This is a genomic window from Dyella soli, assembly GCF_054482295.1.
In genome coordinates this window covers 388,774-412,926 of record NZ_JBTFFU010000003.1, presented here as the reverse complement: position 1 = coordinate 412,926, position 24,153 = coordinate 388,774, and the positions used below count along the sequence as shown (strand labels likewise).

General features: G+C 63.9%; 17 protein-coding genes. 4 read left to right on the top strand and 13 right to left on the bottom strand.

Translation table 11 applies throughout. From position 1 onward, the window contains the following. Positions 1 to 99 precede the first annotated feature (99 nt). The 5 genes from fdhE to ACXU4B_RS16125 all read right to left on the bottom strand — a co-directional run bounded on the left by fdhE (position 100) and on the right by ACXU4B_RS16125 (position 7,069). Positions 100 to 1,050, bottom strand: a complete 951-nt coding sequence (gene fdhE / locus ACXU4B_RS16145; protein ID WP_131410646.1) for a formate dehydrogenase accessory protein FdhE — start codon at positions 1,048 to 1,050, stop codon at positions 100 to 102. Then, positions 1,047 to 1,706, bottom strand: a complete 660-nt coding sequence (locus ACXU4B_RS16140; RefSeq protein WP_131410648.1) for a formate dehydrogenase subunit gamma — start codon at positions 1,704 to 1,706, stop codon at positions 1,047 to 1,049. Before ACXU4B_RS16140 ends, fdhE begins: the two co-directional genes overlap by 4 nt. Then, the gene (fdxH, locus tag ACXU4B_RS16135; protein WP_131410650.1) at positions 1,703 to 2,617 is read right to left on the bottom strand and encodes a formate dehydrogenase subunit beta; all 915 of its coding nucleotides are present in this window, start codon (positions 2,615 to 2,617) and stop codon (positions 1,703 to 1,705) included. The genes ACXU4B_RS16140 and fdxH overlap by 4 nt, the downstream gene beginning before the upstream one ends. Before the next feature lie 10 nt (positions 2,618 to 2,627). After that, the gene (gene fdnG, locus ACXU4B_RS16130) at positions 2,628 to 5,702 is read right to left on the bottom strand and encodes a formate dehydrogenase-N subunit alpha (protein WP_165583202.1); all 3,075 of its coding nucleotides are present in this window, start codon (positions 5,700 to 5,702) and stop codon (positions 2,628 to 2,630) included. 644 nt (positions 5,703 to 6,346) lie between these two features. Continuing rightward, entirely contained in the window at positions 6,347 to 7,069 is a 723-nt protein-coding gene (locus tag ACXU4B_RS16125; protein ID WP_131410656.1) for an SDR family oxidoreductase, read from the bottom strand. A gap of 450 nt (positions 7,070 to 7,519) precedes the next feature. Between ACXU4B_RS16125 and ACXU4B_RS16120 the strand changes: the two genes are divergently transcribed. Then, positions 7,520 to 10,345 (top strand): C1 family peptidase, encoded by a 2,826-nt coding sequence (locus tag ACXU4B_RS16120; protein WP_131411331.1) that lies wholly within the window; start codon positions 7,520 to 7,522, stop codon positions 10,343 to 10,345. Between the two features lie 186 nt (positions 10,346 to 10,531). Here ACXU4B_RS16120 and ACXU4B_RS16115 read toward each other — a convergent pair whose 3' ends face one another. The 4 genes from ACXU4B_RS16115 to ACXU4B_RS16100 form a co-directional block, all read right to left on the bottom strand. Beyond that, positions 10,532 to 11,287 carry a molybdopterin-binding protein gene (locus tag ACXU4B_RS16115; protein ID WP_131410658.1) on the bottom strand — a complete coding sequence of 252 codons (756 nt, stop codon included), beginning with the start codon at positions 11,285 to 11,287 and terminating at the stop codon, positions 10,532 to 10,534. Next, positions 11,280 to 12,161 carry a cytochrome b/b6 domain-containing protein gene (locus ACXU4B_RS16110; RefSeq protein WP_131411333.1) on the bottom strand — a complete coding sequence of 294 codons (882 nt, stop codon included), beginning with the start codon at positions 12,159 to 12,161 and terminating at the stop codon, positions 11,280 to 11,282. Before ACXU4B_RS16110 ends, ACXU4B_RS16115 begins: the two co-directional genes overlap by 8 nt. A 328-nt stretch (positions 12,162 to 12,489) precedes the next feature. Continuing rightward, complete coding sequence (locus tag ACXU4B_RS16105; protein ID WP_458910902.1) at positions 12,490 to 13,350, bottom strand: methyltransferase domain-containing protein; 861 nt, start codon at positions 13,348 to 13,350, stop codon at positions 12,490 to 12,492. Positions 13,351 to 13,552: 202 nt separating this feature from the next. Further along, positions 13,553 to 14,425, bottom strand: a complete 873-nt coding sequence (locus tag ACXU4B_RS16100) for a class I SAM-dependent methyltransferase (protein WP_240734118.1) — start codon at positions 14,423 to 14,425, stop codon at positions 13,553 to 13,555. Positions 14,426 to 14,603: 178 nt separating this feature from the next. Between ACXU4B_RS16100 and ACXU4B_RS16095 the strand changes: the two genes are divergently transcribed. Beyond that, positions 14,604 to 15,506 carry a LysR substrate-binding domain-containing protein gene (locus ACXU4B_RS16095; protein ID WP_165583203.1) on the top strand — a complete coding sequence of 301 codons (903 nt, stop codon included), beginning with the start codon at positions 14,604 to 14,606 and terminating at the stop codon, positions 15,504 to 15,506. 186 nt (positions 15,507 to 15,692) lie between these two features. On the opposite strand, the gene ACXU4B_RS16090 is transcribed toward ACXU4B_RS16095, so the two are convergent. From ACXU4B_RS16090 to ACXU4B_RS16075, 4 genes are all read right to left on the bottom strand, one after another. After that, a complete protein-coding gene (locus ACXU4B_RS16090; RefSeq protein WP_131410666.1) occupies positions 15,693 to 17,225 on the bottom strand; it encodes a CehA/McbA family metallohydrolase in 1,533 nt (510 codons plus the stop codon). Positions 17,226 to 17,298: 73 nt separating this feature from the next. Next, positions 17,299 to 20,100 (bottom strand): TonB-dependent receptor, encoded by a 2,802-nt coding sequence (locus ACXU4B_RS16085; protein WP_240734103.1) that lies wholly within the window; start codon positions 20,098 to 20,100, stop codon positions 17,299 to 17,301. Positions 20,101 to 20,228: 128 nt separating this feature from the next. Then, positions 20,229 to 21,344, bottom strand: coding sequence for a FecR family protein (locus tag ACXU4B_RS16080; RefSeq protein ID WP_131410668.1), 1,116 nt, complete (start codon positions 21,342 to 21,344; stop codon positions 20,229 to 20,231). After that, the gene (locus tag ACXU4B_RS16075; protein ID WP_131410670.1) at positions 21,337 to 21,852 is read right to left on the bottom strand and encodes an RNA polymerase sigma factor; all 516 of its coding nucleotides are present in this window, start codon (positions 21,850 to 21,852) and stop codon (positions 21,337 to 21,339) included. Before ACXU4B_RS16075 ends, ACXU4B_RS16080 begins: the two co-directional genes overlap by 8 nt. Before the next feature lie 296 nt (positions 21,853 to 22,148). On the opposite strand from ACXU4B_RS16075, the gene ACXU4B_RS16070 reads away from it, so the two are divergent. Both ACXU4B_RS16070 and ACXU4B_RS16065 read left to right on the top strand, forming a co-directional pair. Further along, positions 22,149 to 23,081, top strand: a complete 933-nt coding sequence (locus ACXU4B_RS16070) for a LysR family transcriptional regulator (RefSeq protein WP_131410672.1) — start codon at positions 22,149 to 22,151, stop codon at positions 23,079 to 23,081. 204 nt (positions 23,082 to 23,285) lie between these two features. Then, on the top strand, positions 23,286 to 24,149 hold the full coding sequence (locus ACXU4B_RS16065) for a pirin family protein (protein WP_131410674.1): 864 nt from the start codon (positions 23,286 to 23,288) through the stop codon (positions 24,147 to 24,149). Positions 24,150 to 24,153: the final 4 nt, after the last annotated feature.

The window sequence follows — 24,153 nt, the reverse complement described above, 5'->3', positions numbered from 1 at the left end:
GGTCGGAGCGCGAGATGGAAAGGCCACGCAAGCCCCGCACCCTCACCCCAACCCCTCTCCCGCGGGGAGAGGGGCTCAATCGGAGACGTTGCGCGTTTGTTACTCGACCACCGCCTCGCCATCGCCCACCAGCAGCAGCGGGTTCGGTGCGTGGCGCGCGTAGCCTGCCTCGGTGACCAGCATGTCCAGGCCGAGCGAGGCGAGGTCGTCGGCGTACGGATCGACCTGCATGTCCTGCACCTGGTAGAGCAGCTTGGCGTAGGTGTGGCAGTCGCCGCAGGTCTCGGCCTTGACCAGGCCGGAGTCGCCATCGATGGCCTGCACGGACAGCCGGCGCGTGCTGCCACAGGTGATGCACACCGCACGCACGTGGTTCCATGCGGTCGAGCACATCGAGCAATACAGGAAGCGCGTGCCGGGGGTGATGCCGGTGGCGGTGATCAGGCCGGTTACCGAAGGCGAACCGCAGCAGGGGCACAGCGCGCGCTCTTCGAGCAGACGCAAGTCCGCGGCCGTGAGGCACGCGGCCGAGCCGGTGAAATAGACCTGCAGTGCGGCCGCGACGTAGACCGCCGCAGCCGCATCGGCGGCGGTCAGCGCGCCCCGCAGGAAATGGTCGGCCCGCCGGTCGAGCGCGCTGCCATCGCTGCGCTGCAGTTGGTCCATGGCGTGCAGCGCGGCCGACGGCAGCCCCTTGCGGTCGATACCATCGAGCAGCAGGAAGAGTCCGTCGCGCCAGCTGGCATCGCGATGATGACCGTCCGCCGCCAGCGGCGGCAGGCGGGCTTCGATGGCCTGCGCGACCATGTCGGGACCTAGCGCGACGGCGGGCGCCAGCGTGGTGGCGACGAGATGCTGGGCCTCGGCCAGGCGTGCCATGAAGCGCAGCCAGGCCTCCATCGGATGCCCGGCGGCAAGGTGTTCCAGCCGTTGCGCGGTGGCCGCGAAGCGTTTGCCCGGATCGGCCAGCACGATCGGCTCGGGCGCCTTGACGCCGGGGTGGGACGGCCCCGTCCACTGACCGCTGGGTGGCGCTTCGGCCTGCCTCATGGACGCTTCCTCACGGCACTCTTTTGCTGCGGGTCACTGGCCAGTTCCTCCAGCCACTTGCGATGGTGGCGCCACACCCAGCCTGGCGTCACGTAGCCCTGCGTCATGGCGCGGATGGAATGGCGAACCCAGATGCCTGCGTAGACATGGACGATCCACACGATGATCGCGAGGAACGCCGCGGTGCTGTGGATCAGCACGGCCGCGCGCTGCACGGGGATCGACGTGGCCTCGCCGAAATACACTTCCCAGATCACCAGGCCGGTGAGGAACAAGGTGGGAATCAGCAAGGCCATCGACCAGAACACGAACTTCTGGCCAGCGTTGTTGTGGCCCACCGCCGGAATGTGTTCCTCGTCGTCCTCCACCACGGCCTTGCCCGACTTCACCCACGCCGTGTCTTCCTGGTGCCAGAGGTTCACGCGCCAGAACTGCACGATCATTCCTATGTAGCTCGCCATCAACATGCAGCCGATCCACGGATGCATTGCCCTCGTCCACTGGCCGCCGCCAAACAGGTTGGACAACCAGAACATGACCGGATGGAACATCGACAGGCCTGACAGCACCATCAACACGAAGCAGATGGCATTGATCCAGTGGTTGAGCCGCTGGGCGGTGTTGTAGCGAATGATGACGGTCCCGGAACGGTTCATGGCGTCTTCCCCGTTTCTTCCTCGAGCACCCGCTCGCCCTGTGCCTCGTCCTCTTCGGTGACTTCATTGGGGCCCTTCACGATGTAGTGGAAGAAGCCCACCACGGCGGCCAGCGCGATGCCCATCATGGCCAGCGGCTTGGCAATGCCTTTCCACGCTTCCACGGCGGCGCTGATGTGCGGATGGTCGGGCAGGCCCGAGTACAGCGACGGCTTGTCGGCATGGTGCAGCACGTACATCACGTGCGTGCCGCCAACGGCCGGCGGGTCGTAGAGGCCAGCTTGCTCGAAGCCGCGCGATTTCAGATCGACGATGCGCTCGTGCGCCCAGTCGGTCATGTCGGTCTTGGAACCAAACATGATCGCGCCGGTAGGACAGGCCTTGACGCAGGCCGGCTCCAGGCCGACCCCCACGCGGTCGGAACACAGCGTGCACTTGTAGGCCTTGTGGTCCTTCTTGCTGATGCGCGGGATGTCGAACGGGCAGCCCTTCACGCAATAGCCGCAGCCGATGCACTTGTCGCTGATGAAGTCCACGATGCCGTTGGCGTACTGCACGATCGCGCCAGGCGCCGGACAGGCCTTGAGGCAGCCCGGATCCTCGCAGTGCATGCAGCCGTCCTTGCGGATCAGCCATTCGAGGTTGCCCTGCTCGTTTTCGTACTCGGCGAACTTCATCAGCGTCCACACGTTCGGACTGAGGTCATTCGGATTCTGGTACGACCCTTCGAAATGACCGATGTCCTGCCGCAGGTCGTTCCATTCCATGCACGCCGACTGGCAGGCCTTGCAGCCGATGCAGCGGCTGACGTCGATCAGCTTGGCGACCTGTTCCTGCGCACTGCGTGCCGAGGGCGGCGTCATCGTCGAGGCGGAGCGCCGGATGTAATCTTGCGATTGCAGATCGGACATGGCGATTTCCTCAGGCGGCGACCGGTGGGCTGGCCTTCTCGATGTTGACCAGGAACGCCTTGAACTCCGGCGTCTGCGTGTTGGCATCGCCCACCGAGGGCGTGAGCGTGTTGGCGCCATAGCCTTTCCTGGCCTGGCCGGTGAAGCCCCAGTGCAGTGGCACGCCGATCACATGGGTCGGCTTGCCGTCGACGGTCAGCGGCTTGATGCGCTTGGTGACATACGCCTTGCAAATCACTTCGCCGCGCTTGGACGACACCTTCACCCAGCCGCCCTGCTCGATGCCCTTCTCCTTGGCCAGCACCTCGCCGACCTCGACGAACTCTTCCGGCTGCAGGATCGCGTTGATCAGCGCGTGCTTGGTCCAGAAGTGGAAGTGCTCGGTGAGGCGGTAGGTGGTCGCCACGTACGGGAAATCTTTTGGACTGCCAAACGCCGCCCGGTCATTGGCGAACACACGCGCCGCCGGATTGTTCTTCACCTTGGGATGCAGCACGTTTTCCACCGGCGATTCCAGCGGCTCGTAGTGCTCGGGGAATGGACCTTCCGCCATCAGCTTGCGGGCGAACAATCGGCCCAGGCCCTCGTCGTTCATGATGAACGGACTGGCGCCCGCGGCCGGGTTCAGGGTCGGCGTGTAGTCGGGCACGTCGATGCCCACCCAGCGCGTGCCATTCCAGGAAATGACCGGTTTGGCCGGGTTCCACGGCTTGCCGTCCGGATCGGCGCTGGCCCGGTTGTACAGGATGCGCCGGTTCGCAGGCCACGCCCACGCCCAGTTCGGCGCGATGCCCTGCTCGCGCGGATCGGTGGCATCGCGGCGCGCCATCTGGTTGCCCTTCTCGGTGAACGAGCCCGAGAAGATCCAGCAGCCGGACGACGTGGTGCCGTCGTCACGTAATTGCGCGAAGCCATCCAGCAGCGTGCCGGCCTTGGTCACCACGCCGGTGACCGGATCGGTGAGATCGGCCAGCGCGCGGCCGTTCATTTCCTTGGCCAGGTCTTCCGGGTCGGGGCTGGTGGGGTCGGTGTACTTCCAGGTGAGGTTGAGGATCGGATCGGGGAACGCGCCGCCTTCCTTGCGATACAGCTCGCGCAGGCGATGGAAGATGCCGCTCATGATCCAGATGTCGGACATGGCCTGGCCGGGGCCATCGGCAGCCTTCCAGTGCCATTGCAGCCAGCGCGCGGAATTGACCAGCGAGCCGTTTTCCTCGGCGAAGCAGGTGGTGGGCAACTGGAATACTTCGGTCTGGATCTCGGCCGACTTGGCCGGGTTCTGCGGACCGAAGTCCTGCCAGAAGCGCGAGGTCTCGGTGTCCAGCGGGTCCATGGTGACGAGGAACTTCAGCTTGCTCAGGCCGCGACGGATCTTGCCGCGATCCGGGAACGCCTGCAGCGGGTTGAAGCCCTGGCAGAAGTAGCCCGTGATCTGGTCGTTGTTCATCATCTCGAACGCCTTGATGATGTCGTACAGCGGGATGTCGAGCTTGGGCAGCCAGTCGTAGGCCCAGTTGTTCTCCGCCGTGGCGGCGTCGCCGTACAGCGCCTTCATCAGGCTCACCACGAACTTGCGGGTGTTCTGGTAGTAGCTGATCTGGCCGGGACGCAAGGGTTTGAACTGCCGCGTCGACATGTAGATGTCGAAGCTGGGTTCCTTTTCCGTGGGCAGGTTCAGGTAGCCCGGCATCTGGTTGGAAAGCAAGCCGACGTCGGTCAGGCCCTGGATGTTCGAATGCCCGCGCAGGGCATTCATGCCGCCGCCCGCCACGCCGATGTTGCCCAGCAGCAACTGGACCATCGCCATGTTGCGGATGTTCTGCGCGCCCACCGAGTGTTGCGTCCAGCCCAGCGCGAACAGGCTGGTCATCGCCTTGTCCGGCGCGGCCGTGCTGGCGATCAGCTCGCACACGTGCAGGAACTTGTCCTGCGGCGTGCCGCAGATGCGCGACACCATCTCCGGTGTGTAGCGCGACACATGCTGCTTGAGCAGGTTGATGACGCAATGCGGGTCTTGCCAGGTGTCGTCGGACCTGGCAAAACCGTCCTGGTCCAGTTCATAGTCCCAGCTCGACCTGTCGTAGCTGTGCGTTTCCTCGTTGTAGCCGCTGAACAGGCCGTCCTGGAAACTGAAACTGTCCTTCACGATCAGGCTGGCGTTGGTATAAGCGCGCACGTACTGGTGCTGGATGGCGTCCTTCTCCAGCAGGTAATGGATCACGCCGTTGAGGAACGCGATGTCGGTGCCCGGGCGGATCGGCGCGTAGTAGTCGGCCACGGAGGCCGTGCGCGTGAAGCGCGGATCGACCACGACCAGCTTGGCGCCGTTCTCGATCTTCGCCTCGATCACCCACTTGAAGCCGCACGGATGCGCTTCGGCGGCGTTACCACCCATGACAATGACGACGTTGGCGTTCTTGATGTCCTGCCAGGTGTTGGTCATTGCACCGCGACCGAATGATGGGGCCAGACTGGCCACCGTCGGTCCGTGTCAGACACGCGCCTGGTTGTCGAACACCACCATGCCCAGCGATCGGACGGCCTTCCATGTCAGGTAGGACGTTTCACTGGACGAAGCCGAGGCCGCCAGCATGCCGACGCTGGTCCAGCGATTGACGGTGTCGCCGGCCGCATTCTTCGCGATGAAGTTCTTGTCGCGATCGTCCTTCATCAGGCGGGCGATGCGATCCAGCGCGTAGTCCCAGCTGACTTCCTTGAACTCGGTGCCGCCCGGCGGGCGATAACGCGGCACCTTCAGGCGCGTGGGCGCATGCACCACGTCGAGCAGGGCCGAGCCCTTGGGGCACAGCGTGCCGCGGTTCACCGGATGGTCCGGGTCACCTTCGATGTGGATGATGTTGGAGCGCGCATTCTTGGCACGGTCGCCCATGCTGTAGATGAGAATGCCGCAGGCGACCGAGCAGTACGTGCAGGTGTTGCGCGTTTCAGTCGCGTGGGTGAGCTTGAACGGCCGCACGGCGGCGGCCTGCGCCTCCCATGAGGCCCCGAAGCCGAGCAGGCCGAGACTCGACGCAGCCAGGCCCAGGCCGGTGAATTTGATGAACTCGCGGCGAGTCATTGGCATCGCTGGTACTCCCGGAAAGTCTGGCTGGACATCCGCCCCCGGAAGGGCGTGGACGTGGCTCGAAAATCTCCGTGAAGGCCACGGGAATCACCCCATGGCCGGCTCAAAAAGCCAGCAGGATTGTGAAACAGGGTCGGTCACGTTCTTGTGATTCCAGGCCGGCAGGACAGCCTGCCATCTAACGCCCGGGCGACCGGGCCGTCCATGAGGCGCCGGCACGAGGCGACGCCAGCCTCCCACCCGTGAAAGGGTGCCCGCCGAACTCCCCGCCTCCTGCATGGATCTGGAAGGGCCGGGCTGCCGCTAGCGACCTGCTTCCGACCAGGTTTTGCCGGTACGCAAGCGCTGGATGGGAACCACCACGTGGTGAACCGATCACCACATCACTGCCCACCCGTACAAGGGCGCATGGCGCAGGCGGCAGACTCGACATTCCCGTGCATTTTCACCAGGGCAACCCATGGGTCCAGCGCAAGCTGCGCGCTGATCATGCTGACATCCACGCCCTGCATGCAGCGATCCCTGGCGGAATCACTGCACGGCCATGAGGCCGCGAAGGGCGCTTCGCGTGCAGCGCATGGCTTCGCGTGACCTATGCAGAGGGAGATCGACGTTGCGATCAGGTCATACGGGAAGCACACCCTTCAAACCGGGGCCCGGCCTATCGAGGCACCACCATCCACGAAAAGTGTCTGCCCGGTGATATAGCCCGCATCGTCCGACAGCAGGAAGGCGATGGCGGCGGCCAGTTCCTCGGGCTTGCCCAGGCGCTTCATCGGCACGAGGGCGAGAAAGCGCTCCTCGGCCGCGCTCCCTTCCGGCGTGTTCTGGCGGAACAACTCCGTCTCCGTCGGCCCCGGCGCTACCGAATTCACGGTGATGCCGGTTTCCGCCAGCTCCAGTGCCCAGGTGCGCGTAAAGCTGTTCATGGCGCTCTTGGCGGCGGCATACGCAGTACGTTGCGTCATGCCCAGCGTGACCAGACTGGTGACGTTGACGACACGACCCCAGCCTCGGGCGCGCATCTGCGGCAGCAGGGCCTGCACGGTCTGGACGGCCGGAATCAGATTGAGACGCATCGAATGTTCAAGCTCATCCAGTGCCAGCTCGCCCAGGCCGGCGAGCTTCACGTAACCGAAATTGTTCACCACACCGTCGAAGGCGTTGCGCTCCACCAGTTCACCAAGCACCCGCTCGGTGGCGCGGCGATCGCTGAGGTCAACCGATACCAGGGTGCCCGGAAAGGTCTGGTCCCCCGCGCCGCGCGCCAGTCCGACGACGTGGTGACCGGCTGCTGCAAGGCGATGGGCGATGGCGCGTCCGATGCCTTTGGTGGCGCCCGTGACAAGGAAAGTACGCTGGGTCATATGTGTCTCCGCATGGAAGTACGAGAGGAATTCGGCAAATAGTCTGGGCCGAATTCACGGCCGTGACGTGCGCTACACGCGATGAACTCGTTCGAGCGTATCGAAGATGTTCCATGGCGCGGCCAAAGGGGCACGACACCCTGCTGCGGCTCGCGTCGACCTACGAGGAATCGTCGCCCCGCAAACGTCGCTCCGGCTCACCGGCCCGGGCATAAACCTATCGGCCTAGTCCGGGCACGGATCGCCGATCGCTCGCCGTCGGCGTACGACACGACTGGTCCCGCCCTGACTACCTCGTACCACGGGTACCTCCAGACTCATGACCAGCGCCACGGACTAGATCTTTCGCCCACTAGTCGCGGTTCACCCCGAACGTACACTCCGGGGGCGTCCGGATCGAACCGTGGCAACTACGGGTGATCGCACACACAAGGAGGACGAACCGTGGCCATGCTTCTGTTGAAGGACAAAACCGGGCCGGATGTCGCGCAGTTGCGCAAGAAGCTGGCGTCGGCACTGCAGGCGGACGCCGACGCGTTTCCCGGCCTGGCCGCGGGCGACAGTTTCGACGCGCAAACCGATGCCGCGGTGCGACGCTGGCAGTCCGGCATCGGCCTGGTCGCGGACGGCATTGTCGGCCCGTATTGCCAGAGCGTGCTTGGCATGATCACGCTGCAGCCGACCGACGTGGCCATCACCCTGGATGCGGTGAAGCAGCTGTTTCCTGCCACCAAGGCGTCCAATATCGCGCGCAACCTGCCCTATGTGGCGGCGGCACTGAACGTGGTCGGGCTGCGCGACCGCCCGATGATCTGCGCCGCGCTCGGCACCATTCGGGCGGAGACCGAAGGCTTCGTGCCGATCTCCGAGTTTCCCTCGCACTTCAACACCACGCCGGGCATGGCGGCCTTCAGCGCCTACGATGGCCGCACCTCGCTCGGCAACACGCAACCCGGCGATGGCGCACGCTTTCGCGGCCGCGGCTTCGTGCAGCTGACCGGGCGCGCGAACTACCACACCTACGCGGCGCAGATCGGGCTGGATATCGAGAACTTTCCGGACCTGGCCAACGCGCCCGAACCGGCGGCCGTGTTGCTGGCCGTGTTCCTCAATCACGCCGCCGACAAGATGCGCGCGGCGCTGGCGTCGAACAACTACGCGACCGCGCGCAAGCTGGTCAACGGCGGCACCTACGGGCTGGACAAGTTCCGCAGCGTGTTCCAGCTCGCTGACACGGTGTGGCCGGTGGCAGCACCGGTGGGTCGCAAGGTTTCCGGGCGCAAGATGACGATCGTTGCGACGCCGGCCCGGCAATTCACGGCCAGCAAGGATCCGGTGGACCTGCGCGATCGTGCCTATATGCCGCCACCGGTCAACCTGCCGGACTGCTCGCCCAGCGACGAGCAGGTGCACCAGCTGCTTCCCGCCTACAGCAGCGCCGGCCTGATCCTCGACCAGGGACAGGAAGGTGCATGCACCGGCTTTGGCCTCGCCTGCGTGATCAATTATCTGCGTTGGCGCAAGGCCGGCATGCCGTCAAAGCTGGCATCGGTCAGCCCGCGCATGCTGTACAACTTCGCGCGACGCTACGACGAATATGCCGGCGAGAATTACGATGGATCGAGCTGCCGCGGCGCGCTGAAAGGCTGGTTCTACAGCGGCGTATGCCTGGAAGAAGACTGGCCGTACAAGACCCAGGACACGCAACCGCCCCGGTTCGGCTACGCGGATCGCGCCACCGCCAATACGCTGGGCATTTATTACCGCATCGACCTCAAGACCATCACCGACCTGCAGGCCGCCATCCTGCAGGTGGGCGCCATCTACGTCTCGGCCAACACGCACGACGGCTGGCAGAACGTGCCGACCGTGCGCAAGAAGATCACCGGGCACGAGACTCTGCCGGTGATCGATTTCGACGGCCGTCCCTCGCAGACCGACGGCCATGCGTTCGCGCTGGTCGGTTTCAATACGCGCGGCTTCGTCGTGCAGAACTCCTGGGGCAAGAGCTGGGGCTGCGGCGGCTTTGCCGTGCTGACCTATGCCGACTGGCTCGCCAACGGCATGGATGCATGGGTCGCCGCGATGGGCGTGAGTGGCCTGGTGTTTGGCCAGCGCGCAGCGGCCGTCCCGGGCGCGACCGGGCGCGCCGGCGCCGACCGTTCGGGCGCATGGAACGAGGCCGACGCCTATGCGCACAGCATCGTGCTCGGCAACGACGGGCGCGTCAGCCGCTACCTCACGCAGGACGCGTTGAGCCGCAGTTTGCTCTACCAGGCATGCACGCTGCCGGACCAGTGGTTCCGCCAACAGCGCTCCGCCACCAAGCGCCTGGTCATCTACGCGCATGGCGGCCTCAACAGCGAGGCCGATGCCGTCACGCGTGCACGCATCATGGGTCCCTACCTGACCGGCAACGGTTGCTATCCCTTGTTCATGGTGTGGAAGACCGGCCTGTTCGAATCGATCGGCGACATCATCCAGGACAAATTCCGGCCCGGGCCTGCGCGTGTCGGCGGTGTCCTCGACGTGATCACCCATGCGACGGATGCGATCATCGAGCAGGCCATCGGCCGTCCGTTTGCGCGCCCGATCTGGAGCGAGATGAAGGAGAACGCGGAGGGAGCCAGCCAGCCCACGCGCGGGTCGGACCTGCTGGTGACGGCACTGCAGAATCTCGCGCAGGCCTGGGGCGACAAACTGGAGATCCACCTGATCGGCCACTCGGCCGGCTCCATCTTCCTGGGCTGGCTGGTCGACCTGCTGGCCGCAAGGGGCCTGGACGCACGCGCGACGTCGATCCACCTGTACGCCCCGGCCTGCACGGTGCAGTTCGCCAATCGCCACTACACGCCGCACGAGAACCTGATGAAGGCGATGTACCTGGACATCCTGTCCGACCAGAAGGAACGGGACGACAGTGTGGGGGCCTACCAGAAATCCCTGCTCTACCTGGTGTCCGACGCACTCGAGCAGGACGTGCGCACACCCATCCTCGGCCTGGCCAACGTCATGGACGTTGCCTACAACGGCTGGGACGGCTCCTCCAGCACCGGCGAAGCACTGGGCAACTGGCGCCAGGCCGCCAAACAGAGCGGCCTGGACAAGCGCACCGACATCCTCGACGCCGACAAGGTCCCCACCAGCCGCTCCGGCACCACCATCAAGGCGGCCCACGGCAGCTTCGACAACAACATCGACGTCGTCACCCGCACCCTCGAACGCATCACCGGCGGCAAGCTGGCCATGCCCGTGGATGATCTGCAGGGGTTCTGAGAACCGGGTTGCCGCCAGCGTGTGCGTGGTCTGACCTGCATCGTCGCGTGAACCCCACGCGACGATGCCTGCAATAGATTGCCTAAGCGGGCAACGCCCTTTCAAAGATCAGTAAGCGGGTCCGGGGCCGTTTCACGGCGAGACGGAAGTATCCCGCCCAAAGAACCAGGAAGGGTGCGTCGGCCATCAGATCCCGGCATACCATTCGTAACCCTGGTCCTCCCAGTAGCCTCCCTCGCCGTCGCCGATGTCCTCGAACGAACTGACCAGCTCGATGCGGGCCAGGTACTTGGCCTGCTTGTAGCCGAGCTGGCGCCCGATCCGCAGGCGCAGGGGGGCACCGTTCGGGATGGGTAGCGGCTTGTCGTTCAAGGCGAACGCCAACAGCGTCTGCGGATGCCGGGCCTCGGCGATGTCGATACTCTCGTAGTAAGGCGTGTCTTCTTCCATCTCGTCAAAGCAGTGGAACATCACGTAGCGCGCCCGGGGATCGACGCCGACATGATCGAGCACGGCCGAAAGCAGCGTCCCCTGCCACTTGCCAATCGCGCTCCAGCCTTCGACGCAGTCGTGCCGGGTGATTTGCGTGCGCATATCGAGGCCCTTGAGGTCCTCGATCGACAGCATGGCCGGCCGGCGCACCAACCCGTCCACCCGAAGCTTGTAATCGCGAAAATTGTTGGCCATCAGGGCCTGATAGGCGGGCGTGGTCGGCATGGTGGTGCCATTGGGATGGAACACCGCCGATATGTCGGCTTCGGTATATTCCCTGGCCATGCTGCTCGACGGTGCCAACAAGGCCTGCACGCGGCGGTTCAGGCCTTCCGCCTTGCCGAGCACATTGGGTCCCCACACCGTCTGTGAAATACGGTCGCAGCCGGCCGCAAGGATGCCAGCCGCGCCCACGAGGGTCATGCGCAGGAACGATCGGCGGTCAGTCATGGGGGCGCTCCTGCGCTGGGACGGATTCACTGGAAGTGTCCTGCCGCGGGGCGCTCGTATCGGCCGGGCTAGAGTCGATGGCGTAGTAGCCGGTGATGATGCCCCGCAGCTGGTTGAATACGCCGCTGATCAGGACCTCGAAAAGGTGGATCAGCACAAAGACCACGAAGCCCCAGGCGATGATGAAGTGGATGGTCCGCGCCGATTGCCGGCCCCCGACGGCTTCGACCATGGGCGCAAGCACGGCATCCATGCGTGGCGACATGGCCAGGCCCATCAACACGATGCCCGCGCCGAAGACGAAGATCACGGTCAGATAGGCAAGTCGCTGCAGGATGTTGTAGCGCAGCGCCGCTTCGCCATGCGGATGCTTGAAGCGCAGGTGATCGACGATGGATCGCCCTATGCCACGCCAGTCTGCCCCGGTTGGCCACAAGTCGCGTTGCAAGTGTCGCGTGGCGATGGCGTAGCTGACGTAGCAGAGCCCGTTCAGCACAAAGACCCAGGCGAAGAAGAAATGCCAGCGTCGCCCCATCGCCAGCCACTGCGGGCCGGGCACGGTGAGCCAGGACGGAAACCCGCGCACCTGTGGGCTGCCGTCCCTCCCCCGCGACACGCCAAGCACGCCGGTCGTGGTGAACTCGTGCTGCCCGATGCGCGTGACGCCCTTCAGGGCTCCCGTCGCATCCTGGCGGGCGCCCAACTGGAGAATCTCGGCCCCTTCATCGGATCGATTGCCCCAGTACAGGCTCGGATGCGCGTTGAATATCTGCAGACCGCTGAAGAACATCAGCGTCAGCGCAAGAACATTGATCCAGTGCATGATCCGGATCGGCAACGGATGCCGGTAGACGAGCCTGCGCGGCTCCGGCATCGCCACGGGAATCGGCGCGGATACGCCAGCATCGAGGCCTTCCGTACTCATAGCCATACTCCGACGAAGCAGGGCAAACCGAACGGCACGCCGACCAGTCTACTCGCGCCTGGGGGCGAGTGCGCCTACCTCGTCGGCGCCTTCGGAATGACCAGGCAGCGGCTGAAGTCGAATGCCAGGCTTGCGCCTGGCGTTCCGCGGAGGATGGACGGGAGCGCAAGAATGGCCTCGTGAAAGTCCGAGTGCGGCAACCTCTCCCTGGCGGGCGCATCGCCATCGATCCAGAGGTGGCGAAGCGGCAGGTGTGTCTCGATGATGTGACGGTGCATCAGTCGAAGCGGACTGTGGCGAAGTGCGTAGGCAATTTGATGGTGAAGCAGTTGTTCCTGCCGAGTGAGTCTTCGATGTGCGCGAAGTGACGCTGCTTGACGGCTTCGCGGCGATCCGGCTGGATGCGGTCGATAAACGCCCTCAGGCCCGAATGGTTCGCCAGCAACCACCACTGTTCGAGACTGGCCACGCGATATGACGGTGCCTCACTGATAAGCGACGTGCGTCCGCCGAAGCTACCGAGGAGGTCCATCAGCACGATAGGGTTGGCGAAACGGTGACGGAAAGCTTCGATCTCGTCGGGCAAGGTGGGGATCTCGGTGGCGAGGTCTTGCAGGAGGATTTCTCCAAGCGGCGGAAAACCACGTTCGGCCCAGAACGAGAACGCCCACCTTCCGTGCGGCATGGTCCACTGGCGGAATCGCCACAGGGCGTCTTCCATGTTCGGCAGGAAGAACAGCGAGAAGCCGCCCAGGATGGCATCGAAGCGGCGGCCGGGTACGAAGGTCGCCGCATCGGCTTCCAGATAACGCAACCCAGGAACATTGGCTTCGCGGGCACGCTGTTGTGCGGTCGTCACCATCGCCGGCGCAATGTCGATGCCCAGCACGGATCCTTCGGGATACGTCGCTGCCGCCGCAGCCATCGCGACAGCGCCCGTCCCCGAGCCGACATCGAGCACATGCTCCCCGGGCGCAATATCCGCGAGGGTTACCAGGCGTTTGCCAAGCATCGACCAGAAGTCCAGCGGCGGCCGGTCGAACTGGTTCGCGAAGCGATCAAAAAGGGAGCGGGTCTCGTCGTTTGACGACGAAGTGATCGGGTTGTCTGGACCCAGCGGATGGTGTGGTGCATTCATTGGCTGATACTCCATGGGGTTCGCCCCTCCAACGCGGGGGCGTGTCGGCGCTGATAGAGCAAGGCGATGTTGCAATGACGAGCGTGCATGGCGCGGCCAGTGACCTGGCCTGGAGAGACAGTGTCGGAACGGCTCCAGTTGGCGAAAAAAGACGCCACTTCAGCCGCCAGGTCTGGCTGGCGCCTCGATGGCCTGTGCGCCTCTAAAGTAGATAGAACGGCTCCACGCGCCGCGAGAACTTGACGATGACGAACCGCACGGGAAGCTCCACGGTCAAGAAGGTGTTCTTGCCAAACCTTTCCTCGACGCGATGGAAGTGACGGCGCTTGAGCCGTTCGCGCTGCATGGGATCGATGCGTTCGATGAGGCCGCGCATGTCGCTATGCATGACCAGGTCCCACCAGAGGTCGATGGTTCCGACGGGAAAGTGATGGAGCTCAGATACAAGCGAGACCTGGCCTCCAAAATCCGCGAACAGGTTCGTCAGCGTGGTTTGATCGGCCACTCTGTGACGAATGGCCGCCATGTCGGCGGCCAGGCCGGGAAGCAAGGCGCCCAGATCCTCCAGCAACATGTCGCCCAGAGGCGCAAATGGCTGGCGTGACCAGAACGAGAACGACCAGCTACTGGTGGGTTTCATCCAGTCTCGAAATCGTTCGAGGGCCGCAGGCATATCCTCGATGAAGAACAGCGAAAAGCCGCCCAGAATGGCGTCCAGGCGGCGGCGGGTTGCAAAGGTGATCGCATCGGCGTGATGGAAGCTCAAGCGATGCGCGCCAGCATCGCGGGCCCTGCGCCCGGCGACGTCCACCATCCGCTTGGCGATGTCGATGCCAAGGACTGAACCGCCCGGATAGACCGCTTGCGCCGCCGGGATCGCCACGGCACCGGTGCCGGAGCCGATGTCGAGTACGTGCTGTCCTGGCTTGAGTCCCGTCAATTCGACCAGGCGTTGACCCAGCAGTGACCAGAAGCTGAGGGGGTGACGGTCAAACTGATCTGCCATCCGACTGAAGAGCGCATCGGCACTATCCGGAATCATGCAGGACAGGTGGCTGGTGCGTTGGTTATCCACGTTCAAGCGGGTGTGTCCTCCGGTGTATCGCTGGGCGTGGAGCGCGCCTCAGGGGCAGATAAACGACACACCCGGGCTACTGCGGTCCAGCCAGGGTGCAGGTGAAATCTAGCGGCTCTGAATGCGCCGAAAAATCGGCCTAAAATAGATTGACTGTGCCACTGCTGACACAATGGCCATGCTCGATCTGAACGATCTCTACTACTTCACCGTCCTGGTGGAAAAGCGCAGCTTCTCCGCGGCTGCCGAAGCAACCGGCGTGCCGAAGGCCACCTTGAGCCGACGTATCCGCCTGCTCGAACAGGAACTTGGTTTGCGGCTGGCCAATCGGACGACGCGCAAGTTCTCGCTGACGGAAGCCGGCCAGGAGTTCTATTCACACTGTGAACGTGTGATGCAGGAAGTGCGCGCAGCGAAGCAAACGGCGCAATGGCGCGTGCAGGAGCCGGCCGGGAGGATTCGCATGACTTGCGCCGCTGGCGTCGTCCGCATGGTGATGGCGGACATCATGCCCATCTTTCTCGCAAGTCATCCAAAGATCGACGTGGAGCTGGTGACGACCAGCCGCTATGTGGACATCATCGAGGAAGGCTTCGACATCGCTATTCGAAGCCACACCGCGCCGTTGCAAAGTTCATCACTCATCGCGCGTGCAGTGGCCGATACGAGGATGATCCTGGTCGCAAGCCCCAGACTCTTCCCCCAGGGGTTGCCCGAGGACCCGAAGGATCTCGAGGGAATGAGCGGCCTGCAGCTGCAACGGCGTGACACCGTGGACGCATGGCAGCTAAGCCGGGAGGACGGCCTCTCGGCCTGCGTTTCATTTCATCGTCGCGTTCGTTGTGATGATGCGGCGCTGATTCATGCCGCCGTACTCGCGGGGGTTGGCGTCGCCGCACTGCCTACACCGCTCTGCTGCGCGGACCTTGAGGCTGGGCGACTCGTCCATGTATTGCCCCGCTGGCATGTGCCGCAGGGCACGGTAAGCCTTGTCCTCCCGTCAAAACGCGGCACGTCACCGGCGGTAAGGGCGATGGTCGACTTTTTGGCCGAGGCGCTACCGAAGTACCTCAACGTTTGATGGCCGCGCTGAAGCGCCTGCTTCCGGCCCGAAGCGGACACATGGGCGGCGTTGACGACTGGATCATAAGCCTTCATCCGCAACCAGCCCGCCCCCTCGCGGCGCGCTATGGCCTGGGTGCCGCCGGATGTTTGCTACTGAAGGTGGGGCGTACCGGTTGCGACATGCGGCTTCGCGCACGTCGGTCTAGCGATTGACATAGACGGGGTTGCCAACAATCAACAATGATCCATCGGCCCCGCGCACGTTGGCACGAATCCAATGCGGCTTGCCGTCGCCTGGCCATTCGAAGGAAAGCACGCGATGGTCGCTGCGAATGGCGAGGTCCGCCTTCGGCTCAAACGTGTTGCCGTCCACGATGATCTCCGCATGCGCACCATCGAGTGCCGCCGTATGCATGAGCACGTGAACGATGCTACCGGACGGCGCGGTCAGTGCATCGCCCATGTCTGCAGTCTGGCCCGCCGAGTCGGCCACAAAGTCCATGAATCGATCGCGGCTGCCCTGCACATCGACAAAAACATGCCCCGCCCGAATGGCCTCAAGGACGGCCTGCATCGACAACGCCTTGGCGTGGACGACCGTGGTCGGCAGGCCGATGGCGGTGTTGCCCCCGGGCACCGATACGGAAGCCTTCGCGTTGTGGTTGTCGCTGCCGCCGATCGCCGTCAAGCGAAACCCCCTGTTCAACTGTTGCTCCCAGAACGGGATGCCGGTGAAGTGGGGGCTCAACGCGTCCATGCCGTTGACCGCCTCGATGGCCTGCACGCGATGCATGTCGACCGGCTCGGTCGGCGTCCAACCACAGCCCATGCAGGTTTCATCGTTGGGGCGATTGGGGTGGTTGATCGACAGCACACCATGCAGGCCGGCAGCCTGTTTCAGCAAGGCGTCCATGGTCGGCACGAACTTGCTGCCGAGACGGAAATCGAGCGGCTCAAGCGTACCGAACAGGTTGGCGTGCCCCTGGAACGTGGTGACCTCGCGCGCCGGAATCAGCAGCAAGCGGTCGAAGCCTGGCTGCAGCTCACGGATGTCGTTGGCCTGGGAAACGGTGTTGTGGTCGCTCAATGCAATGAAATCGAGTCCGCGCCTGGCGGCGTCTTCCACGGTGAACACGAGCGGACACGGCGCGCGACCCTCGCCGCTCTGCGGCACGCAACTGCCGTCGCTATGTGCCCCGTGCATGTGCAGGTCACCGCGATACCAGCCCGGCCCCTTCTTCAGCGGTGGATTGAGCACGGCCGGCAGCCATGCCGGATCCCCGCTATGCCCGAACCAGATCCTCGCGGTGAAATCCGATGTCGATGATGCCCGGATATTCGGCACACCGAGCAGCAGTGCCCAACGACCCGGTTGAATGGGGCCCGGCGTGAACGACGGCGTGGCATCGATGGCGCCTACGGTGAACAGCTGCTTGCTTCCGCCTGTCCAGCCACGCAGACCCTGCTGACCGTGGAAACCGGTCGGATCTTCCAGGCCTAAATCGATCGTAGTGTGTTCGGGGCGGCCGCTGTATTCGAAGTCCACCGTGATGCGATTGACGCCCCGGGGGACCTGGAACGGTACTTCGCGATACGTGTGGTTGTCGCTACCTTGCAGCTGACCGTGCAATACCACGTCCGGTGCAACGTCGGATGCGCATGCAACGGCAAGCACGGCCAGCCATAGCCCAAGCAGCCCGAGGAGGCGGAAGGTACGAGGGGAGTACTCACTCATGACGTGCATCCGAAAGCGGAAGGGGCATCCCACGCGCCGCCAGGCGGCGCGGCGCGCAGGACGCCGGAGACAGTCAGAACCGGTACATGACCGATGCGCGGAACGAGCGGCCAAGCAGCGGACGCGCTATGAACACGCTCTTGCTCGCATCACTGCTTGCCAACTCACCCGCGCGCGGGTTGCCCTCGGTGAGGCCCAGCGAATTGTTGAGGTTGTCGGCGTACAGGAAGAACGACAGCTCCGGCGTCAGCTGGTAGCGCGCGCTGAAGCCGATCGTGTGGTACTGCGGCAGCACCACCGAGTTGGCGGTATCCACGTAGCGGCGGCCTTCATATTCGTACGTCATCTGCAGGCGCAGCTTGTCGTCGAGAAGATTCACGCCAGGCACCACGCGGAAGCTGGTCTTGGGCACACGGATGAGCTGGTTGTCGTCGTAGTCGACCAGCGACGGCGCACCCGCCGTGATGGTGGTGTAGCGCAGGCCCTTGTATTGCGGATCCTGAAGCGTCGCCGTGTACTGCACGTCGAAGTAGCGCGACGGATAGAACGTGCCCTCCAGCTCGAGGCCGTAGGTCTTGGTGTCGGCATAGCCGGTCTGGGGCGTGGATACGCCCGTGTTGGGATCAAACACGTAGTTGCTGAAGCTGACGTTGTTGTACTTGGTGTAGAACAACGTGGCGTAAGCGTCCATGTAGCGGTTGCTGTACTTGTAGCCCATCTCCGGCAGGATCATCGTCTGCGTGATCGGCGTCGCCGTCGGCGTGGTGATGTACGAGCTCAGGTTGGGCAGGCGAAAGGTCGAGGTGTAGCGCGCGAATACGCCCTGGTGATCGCTGAACTGGTAGTTCGCACCGATGGTCCAGCCCAGCTTGTCGAAGCTGTGGTCATAGCTGACGACCTGGCCCTTGCCAGTGAGGATGCTGGAAGTCGGCGGCGTCCCGAGGTTTACCGTCTGCGACAGTTCCGTCCAGCCGCTGGTGTTCACACGCTCCCAGCGAGCACCACCGTCGATGCGCAGCTTGTCGTTGATCTGCCACTCATCGGAAAGGTAGAACGCGTTGGTGTTGGACGTACCGCTGGCGTGGGCCCACTCGTAGCCATAGTTGTAGATGCCGCCGTCGGTGAGCTTGCCGATGGGATTGCCGGCGGCGTCCACGGCGACCAGGTTCAACAGGCGCGCGTTGTTGGTGGCGGTAAGCAGGGCGGTCGACGAATAGCGGTCGAAATCCTGGTTGAAATGGGCGTAGTAGTAACCCAGCGTCACGTCGTGGGTCTGGTCGCCGAATTCGAACTTGCGCAGCAGGCGCGTATTGCTGGTCCACTCGTTCACCGGCATGGTGATGCCGCGCAGGCCGCCAAGGATCACGAGGCCATTGTTGCCCTGGTTGGGGATATACGCCTGGCCATTGTCGCCGTACTGCAGTTGCATGCCGGCGGCGTTCGGGTAGTACTGCGCGAGGCGCTTCTTGGCCGACGCGAACAGGTCGCTGGTCGTTTCAACCGCATTCGGATACACGCCGTTTCGCTGCGTGTCGGTGTCGCTGTAGCGCAGGTCTTCGGCGATCTTCCAGTCGTAGCCAAGGTTGTAGTCGAACTTCACCGTGAACTGCGTGCGCTTGACCTGCGTACCGAGGCTATTGTCGAAGTTGTACAGGCTGCCGTTGCCCTGGATCATCTGCACGTGCTCGGTCTCGGGGCCGGCCAGCGTGCCGTAGTTGCCGTTGAAGCCCGGCACGGCGACCAGATCGCCGCTGCCGTTGCGGTACATCGGTATGCCCAGATCCAGCGCCACCTTGTCGTCCAGGCGCTTGATGTCGAAGCTGATGTTGCCGTTCTCGAACTGCTTGGACAGCGTGGCGCGCAACTGGCCGCCCTGGTCGTTCTTGAAACCCGGCGGGCGAATGCCGTTGTCCTGCCGATAGAAACCGCCCGTGCTCAGCTTCCAGCCGTCGCCAATGGGCGTGCCGTACCAGAAGTCCAGACGATTGAGGCTGTAGTTGCCCACGGTGTACTTCACCAGGCCCTCGGCGGTGTCACCGACCTGACGGGGAATGAAGTTGATGGCACCGGCCGGGGCGTTCGAATAGAAGATGGACGACGGACCACCGCGCACCACCTCGATATGATCGATGGTTTCGTCCAGGCGGAAGGACTGGTCGGCGTTGAGGTAACCGAGTGCCGGATCGTGCTGGACGGGAATGCCGTCTTCCAGCAGGTTCACCGATCCATAGCCGTCCACCGGAATGCCGCGCGCACGAATATTGCCGCTCGCCTCGCCGCCGGATGCCTCGACCCAGAAGCCGGGCACCGACTTCATCGCCTCGGTCACGCTGGTGGGCGCCTGCATGCGCAAGCGATCCTCATCGATGGTGGTGATCGAGTAACTCGTCTGCGCCTTGGTGCGCTCGTCCACGCCGGAACGCGCCGTCACCACGACCTGGTCCAGGTCCTTGGTGGTCTTGCCGTCGGTGGACGCCGGTGCCTGGCCACGGCTCGAGTCGGAGCCGCTGCTACCGGCCACCGTCGCCGCAGCGGAGGCCGGCTTCCCCGCATTGGCCACCACGTTTCCCGAGACCACCGTCACCATGTTCGGCGTCACGAAGCGGTACGTCAGGCCCGTACCCGCCAGCAGCTGCCGCAGTTGCTGTTCCGGCGCGAGGCCGGCATCGGCACCCGGGCTTTGGACACCGTCAGGAATCTCCGAGCCATACACGACCTGCATGCCCGCTTCGTGCGAGAAGTTTTCCAGCGCCTTCGACAGGGCCATCGGCGCAATGGCCGTGGTGTGCGGCGTGGCGGGCGTCTCCGCCAGGACACCGAACGGTAGGCTCACGCCAAGCACAAGGGCGATATGCAATGCCAAACGATTACGCATGTGGGGAGGGACCTTGGGTGAGAGAGTCGAGTGGCCGGCATCCGTGCGCATCGCACTTTTCACTGGCCTATATCTCTCAGGACGCGTCCCGCGGGAAATCGGGTACCGCTCATTGCATGAATCTTTTCTTACAGATGCGCGGCTTTCGTTTCAATCACATGATTTGCGACGACACGGACGCGATCGCGCTCTTCCACCACGCGTACATCCGGCAACGTCGCGAGATAAGCAGCAAATGCCTCGGGATTGTTCGCGAGAAAGATGCCGCTGATCCGCCTGTCGGCGATACGTGCGTCGTCAATGATCAGCGGCTTGCTCGTGTAAGCATTGAAACGACGGGCCACGTTGCCAATGGTTTCGTGCCGAACCCGGATTTCCGAAGGAAGCCACGCTGTCGCCCTGGCGACCTGCACGGGCTGCGCCACACCGTGACCAGCGTCATTGAAGGAAATCTGCTGCCCTGCCGTCAGGTCGGCCACGGCATCGCCGGTCAGCTCAGCCAGGTCCGCATCCCTGCGTGATGCGTCCTTTGCTTCCAGCACGCGTACCCGCCCGCTGATGACGGTGAGCGTGTCGCCTCCCGCGTCACGCTTGACGCCAAACACGGTGCCGATGTCTTGCAGCACATGGCCGCCCACGCTCACCAGCATGGGGCGCGCCCGGTCCTTGCCAACGTCGAACAGCGCATTGCCGCGTACCACCTCGATGCGGCGGTAGCGTCCATCGAAGTGCACGTCGATGCGGCTGTTGCGGTCGAGCTGAACCAGCGTGCCATCGGCCAATGAGACCGAGCGAACCGCAGACGCGTCGGCGGCAATGCTCTGCGCGACATAGCCATGCATGCCACGCCAGTAGTCAACACCCAACCAGGCCATCGCGACCGACGCCGCGACGGCGGCGACGCCTGCGGCTTTCCGCCACGTCCGGCCGCGCCGTGGTTCCGGTGTCCGGCGATTCGTGGCACGGCGCCCCGGAAACGCCACGATGGCATCCTCGCCACGAGCGCGCTCCAGCAGTTCCTCGACGGTGTCTGTCTTGCGACTGGCGACGGATTTGAAGTCGCCATGCATCTGCGCGACCGCAAAGTATTCGGCGACGTGGCGCGGCGAGGCACGCAGCCATTCAAAGAAGGCCACTCGCCGAGCCGCCGTCAGCGGTTCCTGTTGCTCGATATACCAGGACACCGCCTCTTCGGTGATGCGCCGCGCCTGGCGCGTGGCATCGAACGGCGTTGAGTTATTCATAGTCGGCCATCCTTTGCCGGCATGCTGCCAAGCCTTTGACGATGTATTTCTTCACCATGTTCGTCGAGATGGACATGCGCTCGGCGATCTCGCGGTAGGACATCTCATCGCGGTAGTGCATGAGAAGCACGGCCCGGCATTTCGGGGACAGGCGATCAATCAATGCGCCCAGGCGCTCCTGCCGCGCGTCACGGTCCATGTCCGCTTCGAGATTCACGGGTGCAACCAGCTGGTCCACGACCTGCTCGAGCTCGTCGCTCCCCAGCGGCTGCTGGTGTCGCAGCGCGGCATGATCCCGCACCAGGTTCGCGGCCACCGTAAACAGATACGCCTCTGGACTGCGGATGCCGGCCGCGTCGGCCGCCTCGATACGCAGCATGCGCAGATAGACCTCTTGTACGAGGTCTTGCGCATCCCAGCGGTGCGCCACGCGCCTCATGAAGTATTTGCTCAGCGTCGCCCCTTTTTCTGCGAACAACGCCGACCACGCCGCATGCTTTTCGCGCACTCTTCCTCCTTCAACCGTATTTGCCGAAGGAGGCGACGGCTCTCTGACGGAAGGGGAGCCTAAGCAGCGGTTGTGACGTGTGTATGAAACGAGCGCGATCTGGCGACTTGCAAGCCCGGGGATGTGCGCTGTGCTGCATTAGCCCAGGCATGCAGTACTGCCGAGCACTGGCATTGCGAGCGTCCGGTCGCGTTGAGACTGGCCGAGCCGGGCGGATGATTCGCGCGGAACATCGCAGCCTCGGCGACAATGATCCGTCCTCCGAACCCGAGGGGGATCCCGGCAGGAGGAGCTCCATGGTGGACCTCAACGATATCGCCCTGTTCGTTCAGGTGGTCAAGGCAGGAAGCTTTGCCGAGGCAGCACGGCGCGCAGGCATTCCGTCGAATACAGCCAGTCGACGTCTGAGGCAGCTGGAAGAGAGCCTGGGGATCCGCCTGCTTCACCGGTCCACCCGTCGCCTGACGCTGACCGACGCCGGAGACGCGCTGTACAAGCGCAGCGCTGATCAGGTCGATGCCCTCGCCGAGGCCGCCCTGGACCTTGCCCAGGGAAGCCAGGTTCCCAGCGGAAAGGTACGCGTCGCCGCACCCGCTGACTTCTTCAACTGGTTCGAACTTGGGTGGATAAGGGAATTTCTCGCCACCTATCCCAAGGTACGGCTGGAGTTTGCACTCAGTGACGCCCGCGCCGACCTGGTTGCCGCGGGCATTGACGTTGCCATCCGCGCGGGTGAAGTCGCCGAACGATCGCTGGTTGCACGCCGCGTTGGAAGCAACAAGGCGTATCTTGTCGCCAGCCCGGCATACCTGGCTGCACGTGGCGTTCCGCAATCGCTGGAGGATCTGTCGACCCACGATTGCATCGCGACGCCGCCCGCTTTCGGCAAGGCAACCTGGCACCTCGATGGCCCTGACGGAACGACCGCGATTGATGTCCAGGGGCGCTTCCATGCCAATTCGGCACTCGCGCTGCTGAAGGCATGCATCGCCGACATGGGCATCGCCCTGCTGCCAGACGTGATGACCGCTCGCTACGTCAACGATGGCCAGCTTGTCCGCGTACTGCCTGGTTACGGCATTGATGGGCTTGACCTGTTTCTCGTCTACCCAAGCCGCCGCCAGACGCCCCGCGCCCTGACCGCATTCATCGAGTTCATCATGACCCGGATGGTCACCGCCGGATTGGTGCAAGCGACCGCCGCGTCCACGCCGGACAAAGACCGCTAAGGCGGCAACCCCGCCCTCCATTCCACCCATCCATGGATGAGTGCCATCCATCCGCGCCGGCTAGTGCGGGCGGAACACAGGCCACACATTGCATAGACCCGACAGCTATGCCGGGTGCAAGGCAGGCCTTGCACTGGCGACATGTCCATGCGGAACGCATGGGCGCACACCCTGGGCGGGCTACCTATTTCGGAGATTGCCAACATGCTCAATTCCTTGCCCCCCGGTGAAGCCACCGTCGGCAGCAGTCGCGCCATCGCCCACAGGACAAGAGGACACACGCATGGGCCGATCACCCGCCTGATGAGTCCCTCCGATCTGGGCGAGAAGCTCAAGCCGTTTGTGTTCCTGGACCTTATTGACGCCAAAGACCTGGGCCACATGCGTGAGCAGCGCCTGGGGCTGCATCCCCACTCAGGCATTGCAACCTTGACGTGGCTGCTCGAAGGTTCCGTGAGCTATGAGGATGACCTGGGCCGGAAAGGCGAGATCGAACAGGGATGGATGGAGTGGATGCATGCAGGCAGCGGCGCCTGGCATGGTGGCGGCTTCGGAAAGTCCGATCGACTCCGGGGCTTCCAGCTCTGGCTGGCGCTGCCTGCAGCGTCCGAGCTCGACCCGCCCCGTAGTCAATACCTCCAGGCTGGCCCTGGCGCCATGGAAGGCCCGGTGACGGTACTGCTGGGTCAATATGGACAGGCGAAAGCCTCGATCGAGGCTCCTGCACCTATCAACTATTTCTCCGTCAAGCTCAGGGCCGGCGAAACCTGGCGATATCAGCCACCGACGGGACATGAGGTCGCGTGGGCGGCAGTGAGTATCGGCTTGCTGCTGACGCCGGAACGCATTGAAGCCGGGGAGCTGGTGGCTTTCGAGGAAGGCGGAAAGTCCATCGAATTCCTGGCTGTACAGGACTCGGAATTCGTCATGGGTTCGGCGGCAAAACATCCCCACGACCTGGTGCTCGGCTACTACTCCGTCCACACCAGTGCGCAAACCCTGCTTCATGGCGAGACCCGCATCCAGGAGATTGGAAACGCATTGCGCCAGCAGGGGCGACTCCGGTAGTCAC

Bases quoted from the DNA above. Each gene is read 5' to 3' on its own strand.
- ACXU4B_RS16065 (WP_131410674.1), top strand. From the start codon at position 23,286: ATGCTCAATTCCTTGCCCCCCGGTGAAGCCACCGTCGGCAGCAGTCGC.
- ACXU4B_RS16090 (WP_131410666.1), bottom strand. From the start codon at position 17,225: ATGAGTGAGTACTCCCCTCGTACCTTCCGCCTCCTCGGGCTGCTTGGG.
- ACXU4B_RS16070 (WP_131410672.1), top strand. From the start codon at position 22,149: ATGGTGGACCTCAACGATATCGCCCTGTTCGTTCAGGTGGTCAAGGCA.
- ACXU4B_RS16095 (WP_165583203.1), top strand. From the start codon at position 14,604: ATGCTCGATCTGAACGATCTCTACTACTTCACCGTCCTGGTGGAAAAG.
- ACXU4B_RS16080 (WP_131410668.1), bottom strand. From the start codon at position 21,344: ATGAATAACTCAACGCCGTTCGATGCCACGCGCCAGGCGCGGCGCATC.
- ACXU4B_RS16115 (WP_131410658.1), bottom strand. From the start codon at position 11,287: ATGACTGACCGCCGATCGTTCCTGCGCATGACCCTCGTGGGCGCGGCT.
- ACXU4B_RS16085 (WP_240734103.1), bottom strand. From the start codon at position 20,100: ATGCGTAATCGTTTGGCATTGCATATCGCCCTTGTGCTTGGCGTGAGC.
- fdxH (WP_131410650.1), bottom strand. From the start codon at position 2,617: ATGTCCGATCTGCAATCGCAAGATTACATCCGGCGCTCCGCCTCGACG.
- ACXU4B_RS16140 (WP_131410648.1), bottom strand. From the start codon at position 1,706: ATGAACCGTTCCGGGACCGTCATCATTCGCTACAACACCGCCCAGCGG.
- ACXU4B_RS16120 (WP_131411331.1), top strand. From the start codon at position 7,520: ATGCTTCTGTTGAAGGACAAAACCGGGCCGGATGTCGCGCAGTTGCGC.
- ACXU4B_RS16110 (WP_131411333.1), bottom strand. From the start codon at position 12,161: ATGCCGGAGCCGCGCAGGCTCGTCTACCGGCATCCGTTGCCGATCCGG.
- ACXU4B_RS16125 (WP_131410656.1), bottom strand. From the start codon at position 7,069: ATGACCCAGCGTACTTTCCTTGTCACGGGCGCCACCAAAGGCATCGGA.
- fdhE (WP_131410646.1), bottom strand. From the start codon at position 1,050: ATGAGGCAGGCCGAAGCGCCACCCAGCGGTCAGTGGACGGGGCCGTCC.
- ACXU4B_RS16105 (WP_458910902.1), bottom strand. From the start codon at position 13,350: ATGAATGCACCACACCATCCGCTGGGTCCAGACAACCCGATCACTTCG.